The 21,047-nt window shown below is 57.4% G+C and carries 20 protein-coding genes; 10 read left to right on the forward strand and 10 right to left on the reverse strand.

The genetic code is table 11. The features are described 5' to 3' along the window. The first annotated feature begins 90 nt into the window (after nt 1–90). The 4 genes from FY156_11510 (at nt 91) to FY156_11525 (ending at nt 4,309) form a co-directional block, all read left to right on the forward strand. Nucleotides 91–1,341, forward strand: coding sequence for a DUF3419 family protein (locus tag FY156_11510; protein UXS02042.1), 1,251 nt, complete (start codon nt 91–93; stop codon nt 1,339–1,341). Continuing rightward, nucleotides 1,338–2,054, forward strand: coding sequence for a methyltransferase domain-containing protein (locus tag FY156_11515; protein ID UXS02043.1), 717 nt, complete (start codon nt 1,338–1,340; stop codon nt 2,052–2,054). The genes FY156_11510 and FY156_11515 overlap by 4 nt, the downstream gene beginning before the upstream one ends. A 126-nt stretch (nt 2,055–2,180) precedes the next feature. Next, nucleotides 2,181–2,969 carry a glycoside hydrolase family 25 protein gene (locus FY156_11520; protein UXS02044.1) on the forward strand — a complete coding sequence of 263 codons (789 nt, stop codon included), beginning with the start codon at nt 2,181–2,183 and terminating at the stop codon, nt 2,967–2,969. 113 nt (nt 2,970–3,082) lie between these two features. Beyond that, the gene (locus FY156_11525; GenBank protein ID UXS02045.1) at nt 3,083–4,309 is read left to right on the forward strand and encodes a lytic murein transglycosylase; all 1,227 of its coding nucleotides are present in this window, start codon (nt 3,083–3,085) and stop codon (nt 4,307–4,309) included. A 464-nt stretch (nt 4,310–4,773) separates the two neighbouring features. Here the strand turns inward: FY156_11525 and metF are convergent, their stop codons facing one another. From metF to ettA, 3 genes are all read right to left on the reverse strand, one after another. Beyond that, complete coding sequence (gene metF, locus FY156_11530; GenBank protein UXS02046.1) at nt 4,774–5,667, reverse strand: methylenetetrahydrofolate reductase [NAD(P)H]; 894 nt, start codon at nt 5,665–5,667, stop codon at nt 4,774–4,776. Nucleotide 5,668: 1 nt separating this feature from the next. Further along, nucleotides 5,669–6,682: a metalloregulator ArsR/SmtB family transcription factor gene (locus FY156_11535; protein ID UXS03124.1), complete on the reverse strand. Its 1,014-nt coding sequence runs from the start codon at nt 6,680–6,682 to the stop codon at nt 5,669–5,671. 208 nt (nt 6,683–6,890) lie between these two features. Then, complete coding sequence (gene ettA / locus FY156_11540) at nt 6,891–8,540, reverse strand: energy-dependent translational throttle protein EttA (GenBank protein UXS02047.1); 1,650 nt, start codon at nt 8,538–8,540, stop codon at nt 6,891–6,893. A 115-nt stretch (nt 8,541–8,655) separates the two neighbouring features. Between ettA and FY156_11545 the strand changes: the two genes are divergently transcribed. From FY156_11545 to FY156_11565, 5 genes are all read left to right on the forward strand, one after another. Then, nucleotides 8,656–9,621 (forward strand): alpha/beta hydrolase, encoded by a 966-nt coding sequence (locus FY156_11545; GenBank protein UXS02048.1) that lies wholly within the window; start codon nt 8,656–8,658, stop codon nt 9,619–9,621. A gap of 147 nt (nt 9,622–9,768) precedes the next feature. Beyond that, nucleotides 9,769–10,713: a DMT family transporter gene (locus FY156_11550; GenBank protein ID UXS03125.1), complete on the forward strand. Its 945-nt coding sequence runs from the start codon at nt 9,769–9,771 to the stop codon at nt 10,711–10,713. A gap of 16 nt (nt 10,714–10,729) precedes the next feature. After that, nucleotides 10,730–11,938 (forward strand): CoA transferase, encoded by a 1,209-nt coding sequence (locus FY156_11555; protein ID UXS02049.1) that lies wholly within the window; start codon nt 10,730–10,732, stop codon nt 11,936–11,938. After that, entirely contained in the window at nt 11,935–13,587 is a 1,653-nt protein-coding gene (locus FY156_11560) for a thiamine pyrophosphate-binding protein (protein ID UXS02050.1), read from the forward strand. The genes FY156_11555 and FY156_11560 overlap by 4 nt, the downstream gene beginning before the upstream one ends. A 67-nt stretch (nt 13,588–13,654) precedes the next feature. Further along, a complete protein-coding gene (locus FY156_11565) occupies nt 13,655–14,419 on the forward strand; it encodes a HugZ family protein (protein UXS02051.1) in 765 nt (254 codons plus the stop codon). 81 nt (nt 14,420–14,500) lie between these two features. Here FY156_11565 and FY156_11570 read toward each other — a convergent pair whose 3' ends face one another. From FY156_11570 to FY156_11580, 3 genes are all read right to left on the reverse strand, one after another. After that, nucleotides 14,501–14,842: a RidA family protein gene (locus tag FY156_11570; protein ID UXS02052.1), complete on the reverse strand. Its 342-nt coding sequence runs from the start codon at nt 14,840–14,842 to the stop codon at nt 14,501–14,503. 50 nt (nt 14,843–14,892) lie between these two features. Next, a complete protein-coding gene (locus FY156_11575) occupies nt 14,893–15,231 on the reverse strand; it encodes a TIGR01244 family phosphatase (protein UXS02053.1) in 339 nt (112 codons plus the stop codon). 123 nt (nt 15,232–15,354) lie between these two features. Then, nucleotides 15,355–16,194 (reverse strand): DUF4432 family protein, encoded by an 840-nt coding sequence (locus FY156_11580; GenBank protein ID UXS02054.1) that lies wholly within the window; start codon nt 16,192–16,194, stop codon nt 15,355–15,357. 156 nt (nt 16,195–16,350) lie between these two features. Here FY156_11580 and FY156_11585 point away from each other — a divergent pair, with 156 nt between their 5' ends. Continuing rightward, nucleotides 16,351–17,742, forward strand: a complete 1,392-nt coding sequence (locus FY156_11585; GenBank protein UXS02055.1) for a L,D-transpeptidase — start codon at nt 16,351–16,353, stop codon at nt 17,740–17,742. Between the two features lie 69 nt (nt 17,743–17,811). Here the strand turns inward: FY156_11585 and FY156_11590 are convergent, their stop codons facing one another. The 4 genes from FY156_11590 to FY156_11605 form a co-directional block, all read right to left on the reverse strand. Continuing rightward, a complete protein-coding gene (locus tag FY156_11590) occupies nt 17,812–19,020 on the reverse strand; it encodes an MFS transporter (protein ID UXS02056.1) in 1,209 nt (402 codons plus the stop codon). Nucleotides 19,021–19,076: 56 nt separating this feature from the next. Then, complete coding sequence (locus tag FY156_11595) at nt 19,077–19,724, reverse strand: TetR/AcrR family transcriptional regulator (GenBank protein UXS02057.1); 648 nt, start codon at nt 19,722–19,724, stop codon at nt 19,077–19,079. A 57-nt stretch (nt 19,725–19,781) separates the two neighbouring features. Next, on the reverse strand, nt 19,782–20,498 hold the full coding sequence (locus FY156_11600) for a ParA family protein (protein UXS02058.1): 717 nt from the start codon (nt 20,496–20,498) through the stop codon (nt 19,782–19,784). A 163-nt stretch (nt 20,499–20,661) separates the two neighbouring features. Continuing rightward, complete coding sequence (locus FY156_11605) at nt 20,662–21,045, reverse strand: hypothetical protein (GenBank protein UXS02059.1); 384 nt, start codon at nt 21,043–21,045, stop codon at nt 20,662–20,664. Between the last annotated feature and the right edge of the window lie 2 nt (nt 21,046–21,047).

A 21,047-nucleotide genomic window follows, 5' to 3' on the forward strand; every position in this document is an offset into this window, starting at 1 on the left:
CGTCAATGCGGCCCTTGGCCAACCGCCCCGTCATCAAACTGTAGTCTCACGGCTGTAGACGCCTCTCAATCGAGCGAGAGGTGGAATCATATGACGAGCGCCGCACCGAAAACCGGCTTCAGCAGAAACGTCAAACTCAAATCCGCATTGCTTCAGCACAAGGCTCTGTCAAAAAGTGGCCTCTCCGAACGACTGTTTGGCGTGCTGTTCTCTGGCCTGGTTTATCCGCAGATATGGGAAGACCCTGAAGTCGATATGGAAGCGATGGAGCTTCGTGACGGCCACAGCATCGTCACCATCGGTTCGGGCGGCTGCAACATGCTGGCATACCTCTCCCGCAATCCGGAAAGCATCGATGTCGTCGATCTCAATCCGCATCACATTGCGCTCAACAAGTTGAAGCTTGCCGCCTTCCGTCACCTTCCGGCCCACCAGGACGTAGTGAGACACTTCGGCCGCGCCAACACACACGTCAACAGCCAGGGCTTCGACCGCTTCATTGCCCCGCATCTCGACGACACCACCAAGGCCTACTGGTCCAAACGCACGATCTCCGGGCGGCGGCGCATTGCGGTCTTCGACCGGAACATCTATCGCACCGGCCTTCTTGGCCGCTTTATCGGCGCGGGCCATCTGATGGCCCGTCTGCATGGCGTCAAGCTGACGGAAATGGCAAACAGCCGCACGATGGAAGAGCAGCGCCAGTTCTTTGACAGCAAGGTCGCGCCGCTGTTCGACAAACCTGTCGTGCGCTGGCTGACGAAGCGGAAAAGCTCGCTTTTTGGCCTCGGCATTCCCCCACGCCAGTATGACGAACTTGCCAGCCTTTCCTCCAACGGCACCATCGCCGCCGTTTTGCGCGAACGGCTGGAAAAGCTCGCCTGCGATTTCCCTCTGAGCGACAACTACTTTGCCTGGCAGGCCTTTGCCCGCCGATACCCGGAACCGCATGAGGGCGCGCTGCCTGCCTATCTGAAGCCGGAATATTACGAAGCGATCCGCAACAACGCCGCACGCGTTTCGGTTCATCACGAAACCTACACCGAGCTTCTGGGGCGAAAGCACGCCGGCAGCGTCGATCGCTATATCCTGCTCGACGCGCAGGACTGGATGACTGACACACAATTGAATGAGTTGTGGTCGCAGATCAGCCGCACGGCGGCACCAGACGCACGCGTCATATTCCGCACCGCTGCCGAGAAAAGCGTGATCGAAGGGCGTCTGTCCCCCGACATCCGCAAACAGTGGGCCTATCTGGAAGACCGCTCGAAAGAACTCAATGCCAGAGATCGCTCCGCCATCTATGGCGGTTTCCACATCTATCAGAGGGCCTCGGCATGAAAACCATCGGCGAGAATGTCAGCCTTGCAGACACGGCCCATGCGGGCCTGATGGATCGCATGTACCGTCACCAGAGGCACATCTACGATCTTACCCGGAAATATTATCTGTTGGGACGCGACAGGACCATCGCCGCCCTCGATATCCCCGAAGGCGGCTCGCTGCTTGAGGTGGGCTGTGGCACCGGGCGCAATTTGCTGCTTGCAAACCGCATTTTTCCGAAAGCGCGTTTGTTCGGTCTCGATATTTCCGCCGAGATGCTGGCAACGGCGTCGGACAATTTTTCCGGAAAAAAGCAGCGCCCTCATTTGCGCGTCGCCGATGCGACGGCGTTCAGAGCAAGCGAATTTGGTGAAGCCGATGGCTTTGATCGGGTGATGATTTCCTATTCGCTGTCGATGATACCGGATTGGGAAAAGGCGGTTGACCGGGCATTGGCAGCGCTCGCCCCGGGCGGCTCGCTACACATCGTTGACTTCGGCCAACAGGAGCAGCTTCCGCGCTGGTTCCGCTCCCTGCTGAAGGCATGGCTCACGCGTTTCCACGTCACACCGCGCGCCAACCTGCGCTACGTGCTTGCCAACATGGCTGGAAGCCATGGCGCAATGCTGCAGTTCGAGGAAATCGCACGCGGTTACGCATGGCGCGCCGTCATCACTCTTCCGGTTGCCGAGCCACAGAAAAAAGCCAGCTGTATTCTCGAAGACGCATGATCTGAGGCCAAAAACGGGCCTGCCCCTCTTGCCATAACCGCTTGTTTACCATGTTATGGTTAAACAGGGAGAGGTGCCGCGCATGGCGTGGCTGCCTGACGGGAAACGACATTTTTCAGGGTTTCAATGCGGTTACGTTTATCGGCGATACTCTCGGCCTTGCTGCTGGTGAGCGGCTGCACCTCCACGAGCTACGATCTGCTTGAGACGGCATCGGTCGCCAAACCGAAATTTGTCGACACGGACCCGCAGGATTTCGGTGTCAACAACCCGCATCGTCATGAAGTTCACGGCATCGACGTGTCGAAGTGGAATGGCAGTGTAGACTGGCAGACAGTTCGCAAATCCGGCGTATCTTTCGTTTTCGTAAAGGCAACGGAGGGCTCCGACCGCATCGACCCGAAATTCGATGATCACTGGCGCAATGCCGCGGCTGCGGGCATTGCCCATGCCCCCTATCATTTCTACTATTTCTGCTCCACGGCCGATGCACAGGCGGACTGGTTCATCCGAAACGTTCCAAAGGGTGCGGTCACATTGCCACCCGTTCTCGATGTCGAGTGGAACCCCGCCTCGCCCACCTGCAAGACGCGCCCGGCGCCCGCAGTCGTCCGCTCGGAAATGCAACGCTTCCTCGATCGTATCGAAGCCCATTACGGCAAGCGCCCGATCATCTATACATCAGTGGACTTCCATCGCGACAATCTGGTCGGCCAGTTCAAGAACTATCATTTCTGGGTCCGCTCCGTCGCGGCCCACCCGGCCAAGATCTATGAAGACCGGCAATGGGCGTTCTGGCAATACACCGCTACGGGCGTGGTACCTGGCGTCACAGGACCAACAGACATCAACGTCTTCTCCGGAACGGAGAAAAACTGGCGTAAATGGGTCGCTGAAGCAAATAACAACGGCTAAGAAGCAACACTTTGTAAAAAACCGCGTTCTGACGTGTGCATTGAAGCAACTGCCCGTTTTTTTGTCACAAACATAGAGGTAAAGCGGGCAAACAATCCATTGAGGACGTTCCTATGCCCACTTTCCGGTCGCGCGGTATCCTTTTTGCCGCGGCTCTGTCTCTACTGTCTGCCGGTTCGGCTTTCGCCGTTACGCCTGTGGCGTCGCCTGACGATCCGAAGCAGGTCGCTTGTGGCGGTGATCTTGCCGCATTCCTGCAAGGCGTAAAAGCCGAAGCCATGGCAAAGGGCGTCCCGGCCGAAGCCGTGGACAAAGCGCTTGCAGGCGCGCAGATCGACCAGAAAGTTCTTTCCCGTGACCGTGCCCAGGGCGTGTTCCGCCAGACCTTCCTTGAGTTTTCCCAGCGCACCGTCAGCCAGGCCCGCCTCGATATTGGCCGCAAGAAGCTTCAGGAACTCTCTTCCACCTTTGCACGCGCCGAAAACGAATTCGGTGTACCTGCTGGTGTGATTGCAGCGTTCTGGGCGATGGAAACGGACTTTGGCGCCGTGCAGGGCGATTTCAACACCCGCAACGCTCTCGTCACCCTGTCGCATGACTGCCGCCGCCCGGAACTGTTCCGTCCGCAGCTCATTGCCCTGACCGAGATGGTTCAGCACGGCGATCTCGACCCGGCGACGAACACCGGCGCCTGGGCTGGCGAGATCGGCCAGGTTCAGATGCTGCCCAAAGATATCATCGCATTCGGCGTTGATGGCGATGGTGACGGCCACGTCAACGTCAAGAGCAGCGCTCCTGACGCGATTTTGACGGCCGCGAAATTCATTCAGCATCTCGGCTTCAAGAAAGGCGAGCCATGGATTCAGGAAGTTTCCCTGCCTGAGAACCTGCCATGGGAAAAATCGGGCCTCGGCGGCCCTCTGACCGCCGGTGACTGGTTCGCACTCGGTGTCACGCCAAGGGACGGCAACAAGAATTTTGCCAATCTGCCAGCCTCCCTGATCATGCCACAGGGCCGCAAGGGGCCGACCTTCATCACCTACCCGAACTTCAATATTTACCTCGAGTGGAACCAGTCGTTCATCTACACGACCTCCGCCGCGTACTTCGCCACGCGCCTGATGGGCCTTCCTGTCTACGACAAGGGCAACCCGGATCCGGGCTTTGACGATGCCACCATGAAGCAGCTTCAGAGCAAGCTCGAAGCCAATGGACACAACGTCGGCAAGGTGGATGGCATTCTCGGTTCAGGCACCCGCGTTGCAATCCAGAAGGAGCAGCAGCGCCTCGGATTGCCTGCCGACGGCTGGCCCACGGCAGCGCTTCTGGAAGCCCTTTAATCTGTCTTAACGGCGGGTCCCGGCCATTAATGCATGAGCCGGAAACAAGGCGAAAACTGTTAATCTCTACCTGATGACTGGGGATAAGACCCCGGTCATTTACTTTTTTTAAAGATATGAAGCATTGCGTGAATTAAAAATAAATTCACATTTTCAATCACTTAGGGAACTCAGAATTTTTCCGACCCAAATTCCGTGCTGCACCGCATCACAGAAACCGCTTTTCAACTGCCACGAAACCGTCATAATGTCTTCTTGTCAGCAACAGGAGGCACCCATGGGACTTACAAAATCTCTTAATGCCTTGGCAGTCGGTTTAGCGTTTCTGTTCGTGACGATGATGCTTTTCATCTAACGAGGAGAGCGGACGGAACGCAAGTGAAGCCGCATTCGATGACACAGTTTAAAAAAAGCGCAGGTTCAGCAGAACCTGCGCTTTTTTCTTGTCTTGTTATGTCGAAAACTCAAGCCGCGCTGCGACGCAATCTCTGCATGCCGAGGTTTTCGAGAACAGCATTGACGAGCGGCGCACGGTTCATCGTGTAAAGATGGAATTCATGGATACCGCGCTTTTGCAGATCGGCAATCTGCTCGGCTGCAACCTCTCCTGCCACCCTGGCGCGGCCTTCCAGGTCCTGGTCGTATCCGGCAAAGCGGTCGTCCAGGAATGACGGGACGCTCGTCCCACAACGTCCTGCAAACCGCTTGAGCTGCGTCAGGTTCTGGATCGGCATGATACCTGGCACCACCGGAATGGTGATCCCGGCAGCGGTCACACGCTCCATGTAACGCTCGAATAGGTCGTTATCGAAGAAGAACTGGGTCAGGGCGCGGGTCGCACCGTTATCGGCTTTGCGCTTCAGCATATCGATGTCGACCGCCTCGCTGGCGCTCTCCGGATGCTTCTCGGGATAAGCCGACACCGAGATTTCGAAGTCACCGATCTCACGAAGCCCTTTCACCAACGCTGCCGCGTTCTCGTAGCCTTCCGGATGGGGTGTGTATGCCGTGCCGATACCGGTAGAAGGGTCGCCGCGCAGCGCCACGAAATGCTTTACGCCCGCATTCGTGAACTCTTCAATGACCTGGTGTACCTCATCGCGGCTTGCATCGACGCAGGTCAGATGCGCAGCCGTGGCCAGGCGGTTGTCGCCAATCATCCGCCGCACCGCATCCAGCGTCGGCGCCTTGGTTGATCCGCCGGCACCATAGGTGACCGAAACGAAGTCTGGGTCCCAGGTCTGAAGCTCTGCCACAGTTTCCCAAAGCTGGGCTTCCATGTCCGGGTTCTTGGGCGGAAAAAATTCGAAAGACAACCGGATATCGCCGTCGCGGCCTGCGGTGTTCGTTCTGGTCATGTCATGCCCTCCCGGCGGCAAGTAAAACGGTCTCTTGCGCCGCATCGTCTGCAATCAGAAGACGCTGGTCGCGGGCAACCCAGATGGTCACGTCCAGCGCATCGCCGGACGCTTTTTCAGATTTGAGATCGACAGTGCGATCCAGTTCAAGTCCGGCCTTCTTCAACCATTCGTCCATGAGTTGGTGTGAGAAACCGAGCCTGACATGCGCATGTTCGCTACGCAGATAGTCGAAAGAATGAGGTGCCAGATCGATGATGATCAGACGTCCGCCGGGGCGCAGCATGCGCGACGCTTCGGAAAGGGCAATTTCCGGCTGGTCAAGGAAATGCAGCACCTGGTGAATGACGATCAGGTCGAAATCCTGCCCTTCCAGCGGCAGGTTGAGAATGTCGCCATGACGAACGGATGCGTTGACGACACCCGCCTTGTCGAGATTGGCGCGCGCTACGGACAGCATGTCGCGGCTCGCATCCACTCCGATTGCCCGACGGTAAACACCGCTCAGAAGCTGAAGGATGCGTCCAGTTCCGGTACCGAGATCAAGCAAAGAATCGATTGGCGTCGTGCCGACAAGCTTTACGAGCGCACCTTCGACAGCCTCATCGCTGACATGCAGGCGACGCAGTTCGTCCCAGGCGGACGCATTGCGGCTGAAATAGTCCTGTGCCCGTTCGGCCCGAACCCGCTTCACAGCCGCCAGTCGTTCGCTGTCGCGCTGCAGGACGGCGTCAGATGGCGATGCAGCGGCAAGAAGCTGGCGGACCAGCCCGGCAGATTGACCGTCCTGCATCAAACGAAAATAGGCCCAGGCACCTTCCTGATAACGCTCGATCAGCCCCTCTTCCGCAAGAAGCTTGAGATGTCTGGAAATTCGAGGCTGCGATTGACCGAGAATTTCGGTAAGATCGGTGACAGTCAGGTCGCCAGCCGAAAGCAGCGCAAGCAAACGAAAGCGCGTTGGCTCTCCCGCCGCCTTCAAGATATCCACCAGATTGTCCAGCCCGAAATCCAAAACTCTCACCATACCCAATCAAGACATAAAGATATCTTTATGTGATTTATGCAGGGGGCGCAACAGGAATTGCGGAGCAACCTCCAATATCATCAGGAAAATCGGCACAGACACATAAAAGGGGCAGCCATTCGGCTGCCCCTTTCAATTCCATGTCTGTAAGTCGGATAAGCGCATTGCACGAGCACAATGCGCTTCCCGCTCAATCTTATCGCGTCAGACGCTTGTAAGCCTGGCTGCCAGGGTTCAGGGCATCCGGACCAAGGCGACGGACCTTGTCTTCCTCGTAATCTTCGAAGTTGCCTTCGAACCATTCAACATGGCCGTCACCTTCGAATGCCAGAATATGCGTGGCCAGACGGTCGAGGAACATGCGATCGTGGCTGATGATGATGGCGCAACCGGCGAAGGCTTCGAGCGCGCTTTCAAGAGCACCCAGCGTTTCCGTATCAAGGTCGTTGGTCGGTTCGTCGAGGAGCAGAACGTTGCCACCGGCCTTCAGCATCTTGGCAAGGTGAACGCGGTTACGCTGACCACCCGAGAGATTGCCAACCTTCTGCTGCTGGTCGCCGCCCTTGAAGTTGAAGGCACCGCAATAGGCTCTGGAGTTCATGTCGAACTTGCCGAGCTTGATGACTTCGGCCCCACCGGAAATCTCTTCCCAGACGGTCTTGTTGGCATCCAGCGCGTCGCGGCTCTGGTCGACGTAACCGAGGTGCACGGTGTCACCGATGCGGATCGAACCGGCATCCGGCTTTTCCTGACCGGTGATCATCTTGAACAGCGTCGACTTACCGGCACCGTTCGGGCCGATGATGCCGACGATGCCGCCTGGCGGCAGCTTGATCGACAGGTCGTTGATCAGTGTACGGCCTTCAAAGCCCTTGTTGATGCCTTCCAGCTCGACCACCACGTTGCCGAGACGCTCGGACACGGGGATGATGATCTGTGCGTCGCCGGGGCGGATGTTTTCAGCCGCATCAACCAGCTGTTCGTAGGCCTTGATACGGGCCTTCGACTTGGCCTGACGAGCCTTCGGGCTCGATGCAATCCATTCCTGCTCGCGCGACAGCGCCTTCTGGCGACCGGCTTCTTCGCGGGCTTCCTGCTGCATACGCTTGGCCTTGGCCGTCAGATAAGCAGAGTAGTTGCCTTCGTACGGAATGCCGCGACCACGGTCGAGCTCGAGAATCCAGCCCGTGACGTTGTCGAGGAAGTAGCGGTCGTGGGTAATCATCATCACGGCGCCGGGGTAATCGCGCAGGTGCTTTTCGAGCCAGGCGATGGTTTCCGCGTCAAGGTGGTTGGTCGGTTCGTCAAGCAGCAGCAGGTCCGGCTGCGACAAAAGCAGACGGCAGAGCGCGATACGACGACGCTCACCACCGGAAAGCACGGTAACGTCCGAATCCTTTGGCGGGCAGCGCAGGGCTTCCATTGCCATTTCGACCTGCTGTTCCAGATCCCAGAGGTTCTGGCTGTCGATGATGTCCTGAAGCTTTGCGCCCTCGTCCGCCGTCTCGTCGGAATAGTTCATCATCAGTTCGTTGTAACGATCGATGACGGCCTGCTTGTCGGCGACGCCTTCCATGACGTTTTCGAACGCGGTCTTGGTCGGGTCCAGGTGCGGTTCCTGCTCGAGGTAACCAACAGTGGCGCCTTCGGCGAGCCAGGCTTCACCGGTGAACTCCTTGTCCTGGCCGGCGATGATGCGCAAAACAGTCGATTTACCGGCACCGTTCGGGCCGAGGATACCGATCTTGGCATCCGGGTAGAAAGACAGATTGACGTTTTCGAGAATCTTCTTCGCGCCATAGGACTTGTTCAGTCCCGACATGTGATAGATGAACTGACGTGCCATTGTAGCGAATGCTCCAGGTCGGATTTTAAGTTCGGATTGGGAAATTTGCCGCTATGTAGGGTAAATGGGGTTCCGGGGCAACCTCTGGCACGACTATGACCCCATGATTATGACAATGTGTCAGCACGAAACGGGGCCAAACATGGACGAGATGGAATTCAGCCGCATCCAGAGGCTCGATGCTCCCTCCGGTGCGTCCATCGCCTATCGTCACCAGCCAACCGCCTTGCCTCAAGCCTGCGGCGTGCTGATGATCTGCCACGGCCTTGTCGAACATGCGGGCCGGTACAGACATTTCGCAGACGTCATGTCGAAACAGGGATTCGAGGTCTACGCACATGACCATCGTGGTCACGGCCGTACCAGGGCATCAGACGCCCCGCTGGGCCGCTTCGCCTGGAAGGATGGCGCCAGCAAGGTCATCGCCGATGTGATGACCATGCGCCGAATGATTGGAGAAAAACATCCCGGCCTGCCGGTGATCCTGTTCGGGCACTCGATGGGGGGGCTGATCGCGCTGAACACGGCCGTCAGCCACCCGAATGCTTTCGATGGGCTTTCGATCTGGAACTCAAACCTCAATCCCGGTGTCATGGGACGGATTGCGCAGGTCATCCTGCGGCTTGAAAAAATGCTCAAAGGTTCGGATGTACCGAGCGCGGTCCTGCCGAAAGCGACGTTCCGGACCTGGAATGCAAAAATGCCTGAAAAACGTACCCACGCCGATTGGCTGAGCCACGACAGGGCCGCTGTCGACGCCTATGTCGAAGATCCGCTCTGCCAGTTCGAGGCAAGCGTTTCTCTCTGGCAGGATGTTTTCGAGCTGTCCTACCGTGGCCCGAAACTGATGGAACGCCTGCCGAAAAACCTGCCGGTACTGCTTGTCAGCGGCGATCAGGATGCTGCGACCAACAATGGCCGGGAAATCGAATGGCTGGCGGAGCGTTTCAGGCAAGCGGGCTTCAATCGCATCGACATGACGATCTACAGGGGCATGCGCCACGAGACGTTGAACGAGATCGGTTGGGAAGCAGTGGCGGCGGACTTCGCAGCCTGGTGCAGAAAGACCATTTCCGTCTGACGGCACATGTGCCTAAACGGAATAAGATTATGAATTAATATCAAATGCAATGTCGTCAGCGGCTGGTTATAGATGGACCTGCGGTTGCACAACTACGAGAACGAAAGTGCCGTCTGCATGACATCAGGTTCCGCCTCCAATAAAACGATGACGACGCCGAAATCAGGCGGAACGAGTGTCCCCACCGGCATGTTGCTGATGTTTCTGGCGGTGATGATTTCGCCGATCATCGACATTTTTGCCAAGCTCGCCATCACGACCATTCATACCGTCGAGATCAGTGCCGCACGCTTCATCGTTCAGACCTTGGCCATGTTGCCAATCCTCTTCATGCGCCCCGGCCTCCTGTCATTTTCGTGGAGTGGCACCGGTTTTCATATTGTGCGCGGCGGCATCCTCGCTTTGTCCATGGTCAGCTTTGTCGCAACGCTGGAATTCATGGAGGTCGCGGACGCCATCGCGATCTTCTTCGTAGAGCCGATCATCCTGACGATCATGAGCAGCATTCTGCTCAAGGAGACAATTGGCTGGCGCCGGTATACGGCCTGTGCCGTCGGTTTCTTCGGCGCAATCCTCGTGATCCAGCCGAGTTTTACCGAAGTCGGCTATGTTGCGCTCTTTCCCGTTGTCTCGGCTTTCTGCATTGCCATTTTTGCGATCCTGACACGGGTTCGTTCGCGAACCGAAGATCCGTGGAGCATGCAATTCCAGACAGGCATGTGGGGTTTTGCATTTTGCGCCCTACCCATCCTGTTCAGCGATGCACTGGGCATGCCCGGCCTATCCTTTGTCGCACCCGATCCGACGACGTCACTCTACCTGCTGGGTGTGGGCATTTCGGCAAGTCTCTCCGGCATTCTCAGCGTCTATGCCTATCGCGCCGCGCCCGCATCGACACTCGCGCCGCTGCAATATCTGGAAATCGTCTCGGCAACGATCTTTGGCTGGCTGGTGTTCAACCACTTCCCCGATCCGCTGAAATGGCTGGGCATCGCGATCATCGTCGCCTCCGGCCTCTATATCATCTGGAGGGAGCGTCGCTTCGCCTCCAAACCGGTTTCCGATGTCGAGAACCAACCGCTTGCACCATGAGCTAATGGCTGAGGATATGACCCGTCAGATCACCGAGAAACAACCGCCCCTTTCCGGCATCCGCGTTATCGAACTGGCCCGCGTTCTGGCCGGCCCATGGGCGGGGCAGATGCTGGCGGACATGGGTGCCGATGTCATCAAGGTCGAAAATCCCGAGGGCGGCGATGATACCCGCGCCTGGGGTCCGCCCTTTGTGGAGAGTGTCGATGGGGATAATCTGTCCGCCGCTTATTATCACGCCACCAACCGTGGCAAGCGTTCCATCGTCGCCGATCTCAAGACGGAGGACGGCTGCGAACTGGTGCGCCGCCTCGTCAAAACCGCCGATGTCGTCATCGAGAACTTCAAACGCGGCGGGCTGGAGAAATACGGCCTCGACTACGACAGTCTGAAGGCCATCAATCCCAAACTGATCTATTGCTCCATCACCGGCTTTGGGCAGACCGGCCCTTACGCGGATTTTGCCGGTTACGACTACATCGTCCAGGGCATGTCCGGTTTCATGTCGATCACCGGCGAACCCGACGGCCAGCCGATGAAGGCAGGCGTGGCGGTCGCCGACATCTTCACCGGCATCTATTCCGTCACCGCCATTCAGGCTGCACTCATCCATGCCATGCGCACCGGCGAAGGCCAGCACATCGACATGGCGCTTCTGGACGTGCAGTCAGCGGTCCTGGCCAACCAGAACATGAATTATCTGATTTCCGGCAAGGCACCGGTTCGGCTTGGCAATGCACATCCGAACATCTCGCCTTACGAGGTCGTCCCCACCGCCGATGGCTTTCTCATTCTCGCCGTTGGCAACGATGGACAATTCCGCCGCCTGTGCAAAATTCTCGGCATAGGCACGATCGCAGACGACGAGCGTTACGCGACCAATAAGGCCCGTGTGGCCCACAAGCTCGATGTCCGACAGATCGTGTCGACAGAAACACTGAAATGGATGAAACGTGACCTTCTGACGGCCTGCGAAACAAATGCCGTTCCGGCTGGTCCAATCAATTCGATTGAGGAAATGTTTGCCGATCCGCAGGTACAGGCCAGAGGTCTGCGCGTCGATCTGCAAGCGGCAGATGGCACCACCATTCCGGGGGTTCGTACACCGATCGTTTTGTCGGAAACGCCCCTGCGTTACGAACGGCCAAGCCCGCGTCTGGGAGAACATCAGCAGGACGTATTGGTCGAGTTGGAGGAGATCGAAGGGAGGATGTCGGCACAATGAAGAAAACGGGTGGAGAATTGATTGTCGATGCGTTGAAGGCCAACGGGGTCTCGCGCGTCTCGTGCGTTCCGGGCGAAAGTTATCTGGCGGTTCTGGATGCGCTTTACGATAGCAGCATTGAGACCATCGTTTGCCGTCAGGAAGGCGGAGCTGCGATGATGGCCGATACCTGGGGTCGCCTGACCGGACAGCCCGGCATCTGCATGGTGACACGTGGTCCCGGCGCGACCAACGCTTCGGCGGGCCTCCACATCGCCCGTCAGGATTCCATTCCGATGATCCTGTTCATTGGCCAGGTCCAGCGCGACGCACGCGAACGCGAAGCTTTTCAGGAAGTGGAATATCGCCGCGCCTTCACCGAATTCGCCAAATGGGTGGGTGAGATCGATGATGCCCGTCGCATTCCCGAATTTGTCACCCGCGCCTTTGCCGTTGCCACGTCCGGACGGCCCGGTCCGGTGGTGTTGACGCTTCCCGAAGACATGCTGGTGGAAGAAGTAGAGGCCCCGGCAGCCAAAGCCTACACGCCGGTCGAAAATCATCCCGGCCCGAAACAGATGGCAAAATTTGCCGAACTGCTTGGTAACGCCAAGCGTCCGATGGTGATCGTTGGCGGCACACGCTGGACGGAAGAAAGCGTTTCTAAATTCAAGGCGTTTGCGGAGCGCTTCAAACTCCCGGTCGGCTGCTCGTTCCGTCGCCAGATGCTGTTCGACCATCTCAGCCCCTCCTATGCGGGCGATGTCGGCATCGGCATAAATCCCGCGTTGTCGAAGGAAATCAAGGAGGCCGACCTTATCGTGCTTCTCGGCAGCCGGCTGTCTGAAATGCCCTCCTCCGGTTACACCATGCTGGATATCCCCTATCCTTCGCAGACGCTTGTGCACGTCTTCCCGGAAGCGGAAGAGCTCGGCCGCATCTATCGCCCCGATCTCGGCATCTGCGCTTCAACGACTGATTTTGTCGATGCGCTCGATACACTGGAAGCGCCGTCCAACCCTGTCTGGGCAGATCGCACCGCGGCGATGCACGACGCCTATCTGAAATGGTCGAGCCCGCCCAAAACCGGTCCCGGCCCGGTGCAGATGGGTCCGATCATGGACTGGATCGAGGCCAACGTTGCCGAAGATGCAATCTTCACGAATGGCGCTGGCAATTATGCCACCTGGCTGCATCGCTTCCACCGTTTCCGCCGCTTCAACACGCAATCAGCGCCAACCTCCGGATCGATGGGTTACGGTCTGCCGGCAGCGGTCGCCGCCAAACACCTGTTTCCGGAACGCGAAGTGGTCTGCTTTGCCGGTGACGGCTGCTTCATGATGCACGGACAGGAGTTTATAACCGCTGTCAGATATGGGTTGCCGATCATCACCGTGCTGGTGAACAACGGCACCTACGGCACCATCCGTATGCATCAGGAGCGGGAATATCCCGGTCGCGTCAGCGCAACCGATCTCGTCAACCCGGATTTCGTCGCCTTCGCCAAGGCCTACGGCGGCCATGGAGAACTGGTGGCGAAGAGAGACGATTTCGGCCCCGCTTATGAGCGGGCCCGTGCCAGTGGCAAACCGGCGATCATCGAAGTCAAACTCGACGCCGAAGCCATTACCCCTGCCCGGACGCTGACACAGATTCGCAACCGGACTTGATAAGAGCCATGGACAAGCCTCCGGCATGATGTAAATCCTGACTTGATTTAAAAACTCAGGAAACAGCATGCCGGATCAAGTCTCGCCTGTTATTACGCCCCGCGGCGCAAAAATCGAAGCCTCGGCTGGCGCACCGTTCGAGGCCGTGCGCGTTGCCCGCGATGTCCTGCACACATCCCGTATTGCAGCGCTTGCGACGCTGGACCCGGTCAGCGGATACCCCTACACAACGGCAACCAACGTTGCGATCGACCCGGATGGGACGCCGTTCTTTTTCGCAGCGCGACTGGCGTTGCACGCCCGCAATATAGAAGCCGATCCACGCATTTCCCTGACATTGGCACCCTTCAACAAGGGCGATGCGCTGACCTTGCCGAGACTGACTCTGGTGGGCAAAGCCGAACTGATTGGCGAAGACGATGTCCCTGACGCAAAGGCGCGTTACATCGCGCGTTATCCGAAGGCGAAACTCTATTTGTCGTTACCGGACACCCAGCTCTACCGGTTGCGAACCGAGGGTGTGCAGATCAATGGTGGCCCGGCCCGTAACGCGAGCAACATCACGCCCGATGACCTGAAGACGGAGCTCTCCGGTGCTGAAGAGCTGATGGCGGCAGCAGAGACGGAAGCCACGCGCCTGAACGCCATCAAGGGTGAAGCCTCTCGCCTCGCGGTTCTGGCAGGCGCCAAAACCGGCCGCTGGTCGATTACGACGATCGATCCCGACGGCATCAATCTTGCCTCTGCCAGCGACCTCGCCCGGCTCTGGTTCGACACGCGTGTGGAGACCCTGAACCAATTTACGAAGGCTTTAAGCCAGCCTTCGAATTGACGGCACCAGGCGATTCAAAACAAACAAAAAGGCCGGTCGGTATTTCCCCGACCGGCCTTCTTTTTCAGATCATCTGGCGACTTAGAGAGCAGCCGTAACGATGAACTCAACCTTGTAGTCAGGCGTTGCGAGAGCTGCTTCGCTCGTCGCACGTGCCGGCGGGTTTGCCGGGTCGATCCAGCCTTCCCAGACAGCGTTCATTTCAGCGAAAGTCGACATGTCGGAGAGGTAGATGATCGTCTGAAGAACCTTCGACTTGTCGGAACCAGCCAGAGCCAGCAGGCGATCGACTTCAGCAAGAGCAGACTTGCTCTGTTCGGTGACGGATACACCTTCACCAACCTGACCGGCCAGGTAAACGGTGTTGCCGTGAACAACGGCGCCGCTCATACGCTTGCCCGGCTCGATGCGCTTGATGGTCATGATATAAACTCCTGTTGACTAGCTTTTAAAATAACAATGCGTGCCGGCAGTCAGCCGCGCAGATGATGGGTCTTTTCGTAGATCGCCGTCGAGCGCGCGCCGGAACGGCAGTAACCGAGCATGGGGCGCTGCAACTCATCAAGCGCGTCCACCATGCCTGCAACCGCATCGGCATCGACACCGAAACGACCGACCGGCACATGCACGATAGTGATGCCGAGCTGTTCGGCGCGCTCAGCAATATCAGCAAAAAGCGGCTGGCCCTCTTCTTCGCCATCAGGGCGGTGGCAAACGATAGACTTGAAGCCCTGCGCCTTGATCTCATCAAGGTCGGCAACGCTGATCTGGCCGCTTACGGAATATTCGTCGTCGATACGTCTGATATCCATCTTCATATCCTCCGATAACGCGGCAATCTCGCATCTGGGTGCCGCGCAGTCCTGAAATCCGCATCCGATGTAAGGGGTTAAAACGGGTGCGTCAATGACGCGCCGTTCCAATTCAAAGGCAGTTCAGAGAATAGAAAAGCGCAAACCATAGGTGCGGTTTTCACCGGGCTTGAGCATGTTGAACTCTTGCGCGGCGCGCAGGTCATCGCGCCCAACCCAGCGATGCGATACCGGCTCGATGCCAAGCACATTCGCCGGGCTTTTCTGGTTTCTCCACATCTGCAGATAAGGCAACGTATCGGTGCGAAACGCCACCTTGAGCGACCGTCCACCAATCGCGGCGATTGGTCCAAGCGTCAACTCGGCCCAGTCCGAGCCGCTTTGGCTCGCAGATACGCAAAATACGCTGCCCGGTTCCTCGCCAAAACGCCAGCTGTGGCCGCCATTTTCAAGCATGGCTCCTTCCAGCCTGACGCCATCATCGAACAGGCGCGCGCCGACGTTCATGTGATACATGTGAAAGACCGGCCGTATTTCGTCACTGGTATTGGTGACACGGTCTGAGAGGCTGACTTCGCCGCTTTGTCCATCTATCCGCCACTCGCGCTCCAGCAGGGCCGTCCCACCATCGGCAAGTGTCACGGGAACCTCAGCCCGCGCCAAAGCATTTCCTTCCGTAACCTCGAATGCCACGATCTTCGCAGGATGAGAGGAGAAGGAACCATGCAACGGATATTTCCGGCCTTCGGAATTACCTTCGATCGGTTCGGGATGGCGAATATGGTCAGGACCGCAGGTAAACAGAAAACCTTCAAGCGAGTGGTCGATACGGGGATCACCGTCATCGGGAATGGCGCGCCCCGGCGCAATGTCGGTATCGCCAACGAACAGCGAACCGATATCGAGAACGGATGTTTCATCAAGGAAAATACGTGGCGAACGTCCGGCCTGAAACTCGCGCAAAACAACCTCCTCCGTGGCAATAAAATCGCAGCGATCACGCAAACGCTATCAATCGTCAGCAAAATTAAGATTGCATTAACCCCGAATTCACCTTTTTCACAATAGGGTCAAGATTGCGGTGTGTTTGTCGGTGACCGAAACAAGGATTGCAGAATCGTGAAACAGTTTCTTAACGCAGCTATGGGCCTGACGATTGCAGCGGCAGCCGCGCTTGCACCGCTACAGGCTGGTGCGCAGCAGCGTTATGGCTATCAGGAACAACCGGTTCTCGTCACTCCGGATGGCCGCGTCCTCGACTTCGTGCCAGACCGCAACGATATCGTCATCAGCCGCGACGCCATGGGCCGTACCGTTCTTTACGACCGCTATGGTAACCTGCTCGCAACGGAAATGCCTCCGGGATACGGACAGCGGCGTCAGCAGGCGCAGCGCGACACCACCTACTATCCGCCGGCACCCGGCGGTCAGTATCGTGAACCGCAGCGCGACTACGGATATCAGGACAATGGCAGCGTGCGCGACTACCGTGAATATCGCGGTGACGGCAATGACAATGATCTTTACACCGGCTCGGTCCCGGGACCTGGCGCTGTCGAAAGCGCGCCGTTGGGCCAGCCTATGCCGGGAGAATCCACAACTGAAGCTGTTCCGCAGCCAGATCGACTGATCGAACGGCACACACCCGTTACGACGCCGGTCAACCGCTCACGTCAGGAGATCGTTGCGCTCCAGACCTTCCTCGACCGCGAGGGTGTTTCGCCCGGCGTGATAGACGGCAAGATGGGTGACAACGTCAACAAGGCCATCTCCGCCTGGCAGGACATGACCGGCGAAAAACTCGATCCGAACAATTCCGACGATATTCTGGAACGCCTGCGCTCTTCGGGCGGCATGCCGATCGTTGACTACACGATCACGGCAGCCGATGCGGCCGGTCCTTATGTCGCGTCCATTCCGGATGACTATGCTGAGAAATCGCAGCTTCCTGCCCTGTCTTTCACGTCTACCTCGGAAGCCTTGGCCGAGCGTTTCCATATGGACGAGAACTATCTGAAGGAATTGAACCCCGGCGTCGACTTCACTGTCCCCGGTACGATCATTAAAGTCGTGAACCCTGGCGACACGAAAAAGGGACAGGTCGCTCGCATTGTTGCCCACAAGGGCATCAAGCAGGTCTTTGCCTATGGTCAGGACGGCAATCTGATCGCAGCCTATCCGGCAACCATCGGCTCCACCGATACCCCGTCGCCAAGTGGCACGCATACGGTTGAGCGTATCGCTCTTAATCCCGGCTACACCTACAATCCGAAGATCAACTTCAAGCAGGGCCAGAACGACAAGATTCTGCAGATCCCGCCGGGTCCGAACGGACCTGTTGGCACCGTCTGGATCGCTCTGTCGAAGCCGACCTACGGCATCCACGGCACACCCGAGCCATCCAAGATCGGCAAGACCAACAGCCATGGCTGTATTCGTCTGACCAACTGGGACGCTACGGAACTGGCAAAAATGGTGCGCCCCGGCGTCGTCGTTGAATTCGCGGAGTAAGGTTTCTGACCGACCCCAAAAAAGAAAGCCCCGGAGCAGATGCTGCCGGGGCTTTTTCATAAGAAGCAGTTATCCACGTTTCTCGGTCAGGAAGTAGACAAGCGCCGCAACAGGCATCGCAAAGCCGACCCAGGAAGCGATCGACCATTCTCCGACCGAATAAGCCCAACCGCCCACCGCCGACCCGATGGCGCCGCCCATGAAAAAGGTTGCCATGTAGATACCATTCAGGCGGCCGCGGAATTCGGCGCCGAGGGTGAAGATAGCACGCTGCCCAAGCACGAGGTTGGTGGTGACACCGAAGTCCAGAACGATGGCGGCGACGACCAGGATGGCCAGTGCAAGATGCGATCCTTCGGGTGCGAGATGCGTGACGGCAAAGGACAATGCGACCATGACCATCGCCGCAAAGGTTGCGGAATAGGTCCAGCCGCGGTCTGCCACGCGTCCCGCAATCGGCGCTGCCACGGCACCCGCCGCACCTGCAAGAGCAAATAGCGCGATTTCTCCCTGGCTCAGGTTGAAGTGCGGACCGCTGAGATAAAGCGGTGTGGTTGTCCAGAACAGACTGAACGCTGCAAACATGAAGGCATGATAGATGGCTCGGCGTTGCAGCAGCGGCGTGTTGACGGCAAGCTTACCCATTGACGCCATCAGCGCACCGTAGCCCAGACGTGACTCGGGCTGTCGAACCGGCAGCAGTCGAAAGAGGACGACAGCAAGAATTGCCATTACCACGGCCGAAACCAGATAGACGCCCCGCCACGAGACGACTTCCGATAGCAGACTGGACACCGGCCGTGCCAGCATGATGCCGACCATCAGACCACTCATGACGTTGCCGACGACGCGACCACGTATGGCATGCGGCGCCATATGGGCGGCATAGGGAACAATGACCTGAACGGCAACAGAACTGACCCCGATCAGAAACGCCGCAAACAGGAAGGGGCTGGCATGCGGCGCGAAGGCGGCAGCAACAAGTGACAGCACTGCCATGGACACAGCACTGACGACAAGCTTGCGGTTCTCGACGAGATCTCCAAGCGGCACGACGAACAGCAGGCCGACGCCATAACCGATCTGTGTCAAAGTGACGATCAGGCCGGTGGCAGCCGAGGAAAGGCCGAGTTCGGCACCGATAATGCCTGCAAGTGGCTGACCGTAATAGAGATTGGCAGCAATCAACCCACAGGCGCTGGCCAGTAAGAATGTCAAAGCGGGGGATATGGATGCCTCATGCAACCCTTGCCCCTCAATCGTCCGTGTCGTCATCATAGTCTCCAAATTCGGAAATAGTCATTTCCTAAATAGTCGTAAAATCAAATGGCAATTCAAAGGGCTAGCCGCATCGCGACATCAACCACGCCGATCATCTGCTCGAGCGTCCGCCCGGTCTTTCCGACCACGCGCATCCCATACATCAAACACAACATCGACCGGGCCAAATCATCGGCATCAACATCTGGATTGATCGAACCATCCTGCTGCCCCTCACGCACGATACGCGAAATGATCTTTTCCCTCGCCTTCACAGCCCTGTCGACAACGGCAGCCATGTCATCATCAAGTGCTGCGAGATCCGCGACAGCACCGACCACAAGACATCCTTCCGACCCGGAGGCGCCATGAGAACGAGACGCATAAAACATCATCCCAGCCCGCAGACGCTCGCGACCTGTACCAAGCCCGGCAATCGCCTGTTCGAACCGCTCTGTCTGAACTGTTCTGTAGCGATCCATCGCCGCGATGAAGACAGCCTTCTTGTCTTTGAACGCTTTGTAGATACTGCCCTGAGCCAGTTCCATCGCGATGGCGAGATCACCGATCGACGTGGCATGATAACCACGCTCGGAAAAAACCCGGATGGCACCGTCAAGCGCTGGTTCGATATCGAACTCACGCGGCCTGCCGCGTTGACGCTGATCCTGACTGGCAATTTCTGTTTTCGTGCTCATGACCGCTATATAGAAAACGATCATTTCCAAATCAAGAAAAAATTTGGGCTGCCTTTGGACAAGACAGCCCGTCCTGATGTGTCAGGCGGCCTTACGCATGAAAATGGCACGCGGTTGCGCGCCTGAACGCAACATCCGACGCGGAAGAAGACTGAGCACCTCAGTCGCAAAAGCGCGGGCATTTTCCTGCGCCTTGTCGACATTGTTGACCTTGCCCTTATCAAGACAGTGCAGTGTGCCGCCATAATCGAAAATATCGCGATAGGCTGCCCGTTCGGCGATTGGCGTGTTCAGGACCGATACATTTCTCTCCGCCAGCAGCATTTTGACCAGCAACAAAGATCGCGTGGCAACCATCGCATTCACGCGGGTCAGCACGACGGAATGTGAGATGGCTTTGTCCATTTTGCGGTTCAGGAAGTCGATATGTTCCAGCACTTCCGCCGCACCGCGCGCATCCATGGCACAGCCCTGAACAGGGATGAGGACGTGATCGGATATGCCGAGCGCCATGGTCAGCAACGGATTTTTCGTTCCCGGCAAGTCTATGATGAAACAGTCCGTACTGATCCTGTTCTCACGAATATGGCCCTCCAGCGAGGCCATGGTGACGTGCGAGATGACGGAAAGGTTCTGGATTTCACCGGAGAGTTCGTACCAGCGAGAAATCCACAATTGCGGATCAGCATCGAGAACCGTAACGCGGTGCCCCGCCCGGGCCAATTCTGTTGCAAGCAGCAGAACTGCAGTTGTTTTCCCTGCCCCGCCTTTGGTGTTGGCAAATGTAATGACAGACATGTCGTCTCCGATAAATCGGAGCCGGATCATGCTCCCATGCGCACCGGACAAATCATGGTGCTTTCCATAAGCTTAACGATCATGGTTAACAAATGGATAAGATCGTTTCCTGGCGCAGTAAAAACCCGCGAGGATCAGGGATCGTCGCGGGTTTCTTACTCAACTATCGGAGCTTGCGGCACGAACCGACATCGACCGGTCGTGGTCGCCCGGCCTTAAGATCCTCATATTGCGGCAGGCTTTTATCAGGACCACCCATTCTTTTTTCGAATGCGGCGCGATCAAGCGTCATCACACGCCCCGCACTGGTGAACGAAACCATGCCGTTCTTGCCTGAATAAGCCAACGATGCTCGCAACTCACAAAAGTAACGAACAGGTCCTTTCGATAGGGTCCAACCCTTCACGCCAGCCTTGTTGTTACTCAGCGCAGCAACCTTGTAGCCTTGCCCGGAAAGCCCCTGAAAATTTTCAGCATGAGCGACAACGGGAAGGCTGAAAATCGCCAACGCAATGAGAGGCCCGAAAAAGGGCAATTTCAGCTTCATCA

The sequence above is a fragment of the Agrobacterium tumefaciens genome, assembly GCA_025559845.1.
Lineage (GTDB): Bacteria > Pseudomonadota > Alphaproteobacteria > Rhizobiales > Rhizobiaceae > Agrobacterium.

Bases quoted from the DNA above. Each gene is read 5' to 3' on its own strand.
- FY156_11510 (UXS02042.1), top strand. From the start codon at position 91: ATGACGAGCGCCGCACCGAAAACCGGCTTCAGCAGAAACGTCAAACTC.
- FY156_11515 (UXS02043.1), top strand. From the start codon at position 1,338: ATGAAAACCATCGGCGAGAATGTCAGCCTTGCAGACACGGCCCATGCG.
- FY156_11520 (UXS02044.1), top strand. From the start codon at position 2,181: ATGCGGTTACGTTTATCGGCGATACTCTCGGCCTTGCTGCTGGTGAGC.
- FY156_11525 (UXS02045.1), top strand. From the start codon at position 3,083: ATGCCCACTTTCCGGTCGCGCGGTATCCTTTTTGCCGCGGCTCTGTCT.
- metF (UXS02046.1), bottom strand. From the start codon at position 5,667: ATGACCAGAACGAACACCGCAGGCCGCGACGGCGATATCCGGTTGTCT.
- ettA (UXS02047.1), bottom strand. From the start codon at position 8,540: ATGGCACGTCAGTTCATCTATCACATGTCGGGACTGAACAAGTCCTAT.
- FY156_11545 (UXS02048.1), top strand. From the start codon at position 8,656: ATGTGTCAGCACGAAACGGGGCCAAACATGGACGAGATGGAATTCAGC.
- FY156_11550 (UXS03125.1), top strand. From the start codon at position 9,769: ATGACGACGCCGAAATCAGGCGGAACGAGTGTCCCCACCGGCATGTTG.
- FY156_11555 (UXS02049.1), top strand. From the start codon at position 10,730: ATGACCCGTCAGATCACCGAGAAACAACCGCCCCTTTCCGGCATCCGC.
- FY156_11560 (UXS02050.1), top strand. From the start codon at position 11,935: ATGAAGAAAACGGGTGGAGAATTGATTGTCGATGCGTTGAAGGCCAAC.
- FY156_11565 (UXS02051.1), top strand. From the start codon at position 13,655: ATGCCGGATCAAGTCTCGCCTGTTATTACGCCCCGCGGCGCAAAAATC.
- FY156_11570 (UXS02052.1), bottom strand. From the start codon at position 14,842: ATGACCATCAAGCGCATCGAGCCGGGCAAGCGTATGAGCGGCGCCGTT.
- FY156_11575 (UXS02053.1), bottom strand. From the start codon at position 15,231: ATGGATATCAGACGTATCGACGACGAATATTCCGTAAGCGGCCAGATC.
- FY156_11590 (UXS02056.1), bottom strand. From the start codon at position 19,020: ATGATGACGACACGGACGATTGAGGGGCAAGGGTTGCATGAGGCATCC.
- FY156_11595 (UXS02057.1), bottom strand. From the start codon at position 19,724: ATGATCGTTTTCTATATAGCGGTCATGAGCACGAAAACAGAAATTGCC.
- FY156_11600 (UXS02058.1), bottom strand. From the start codon at position 20,498: ATGTCTGTCATTACATTTGCCAACACCAAAGGCGGGGCAGGGAAAACA.
- FY156_11605 (UXS02059.1), bottom strand. From the start codon at position 21,045: ATGAAGCTGAAATTGCCCTTTTTCGGGCCTCTCATTGCGTTGGCGATT.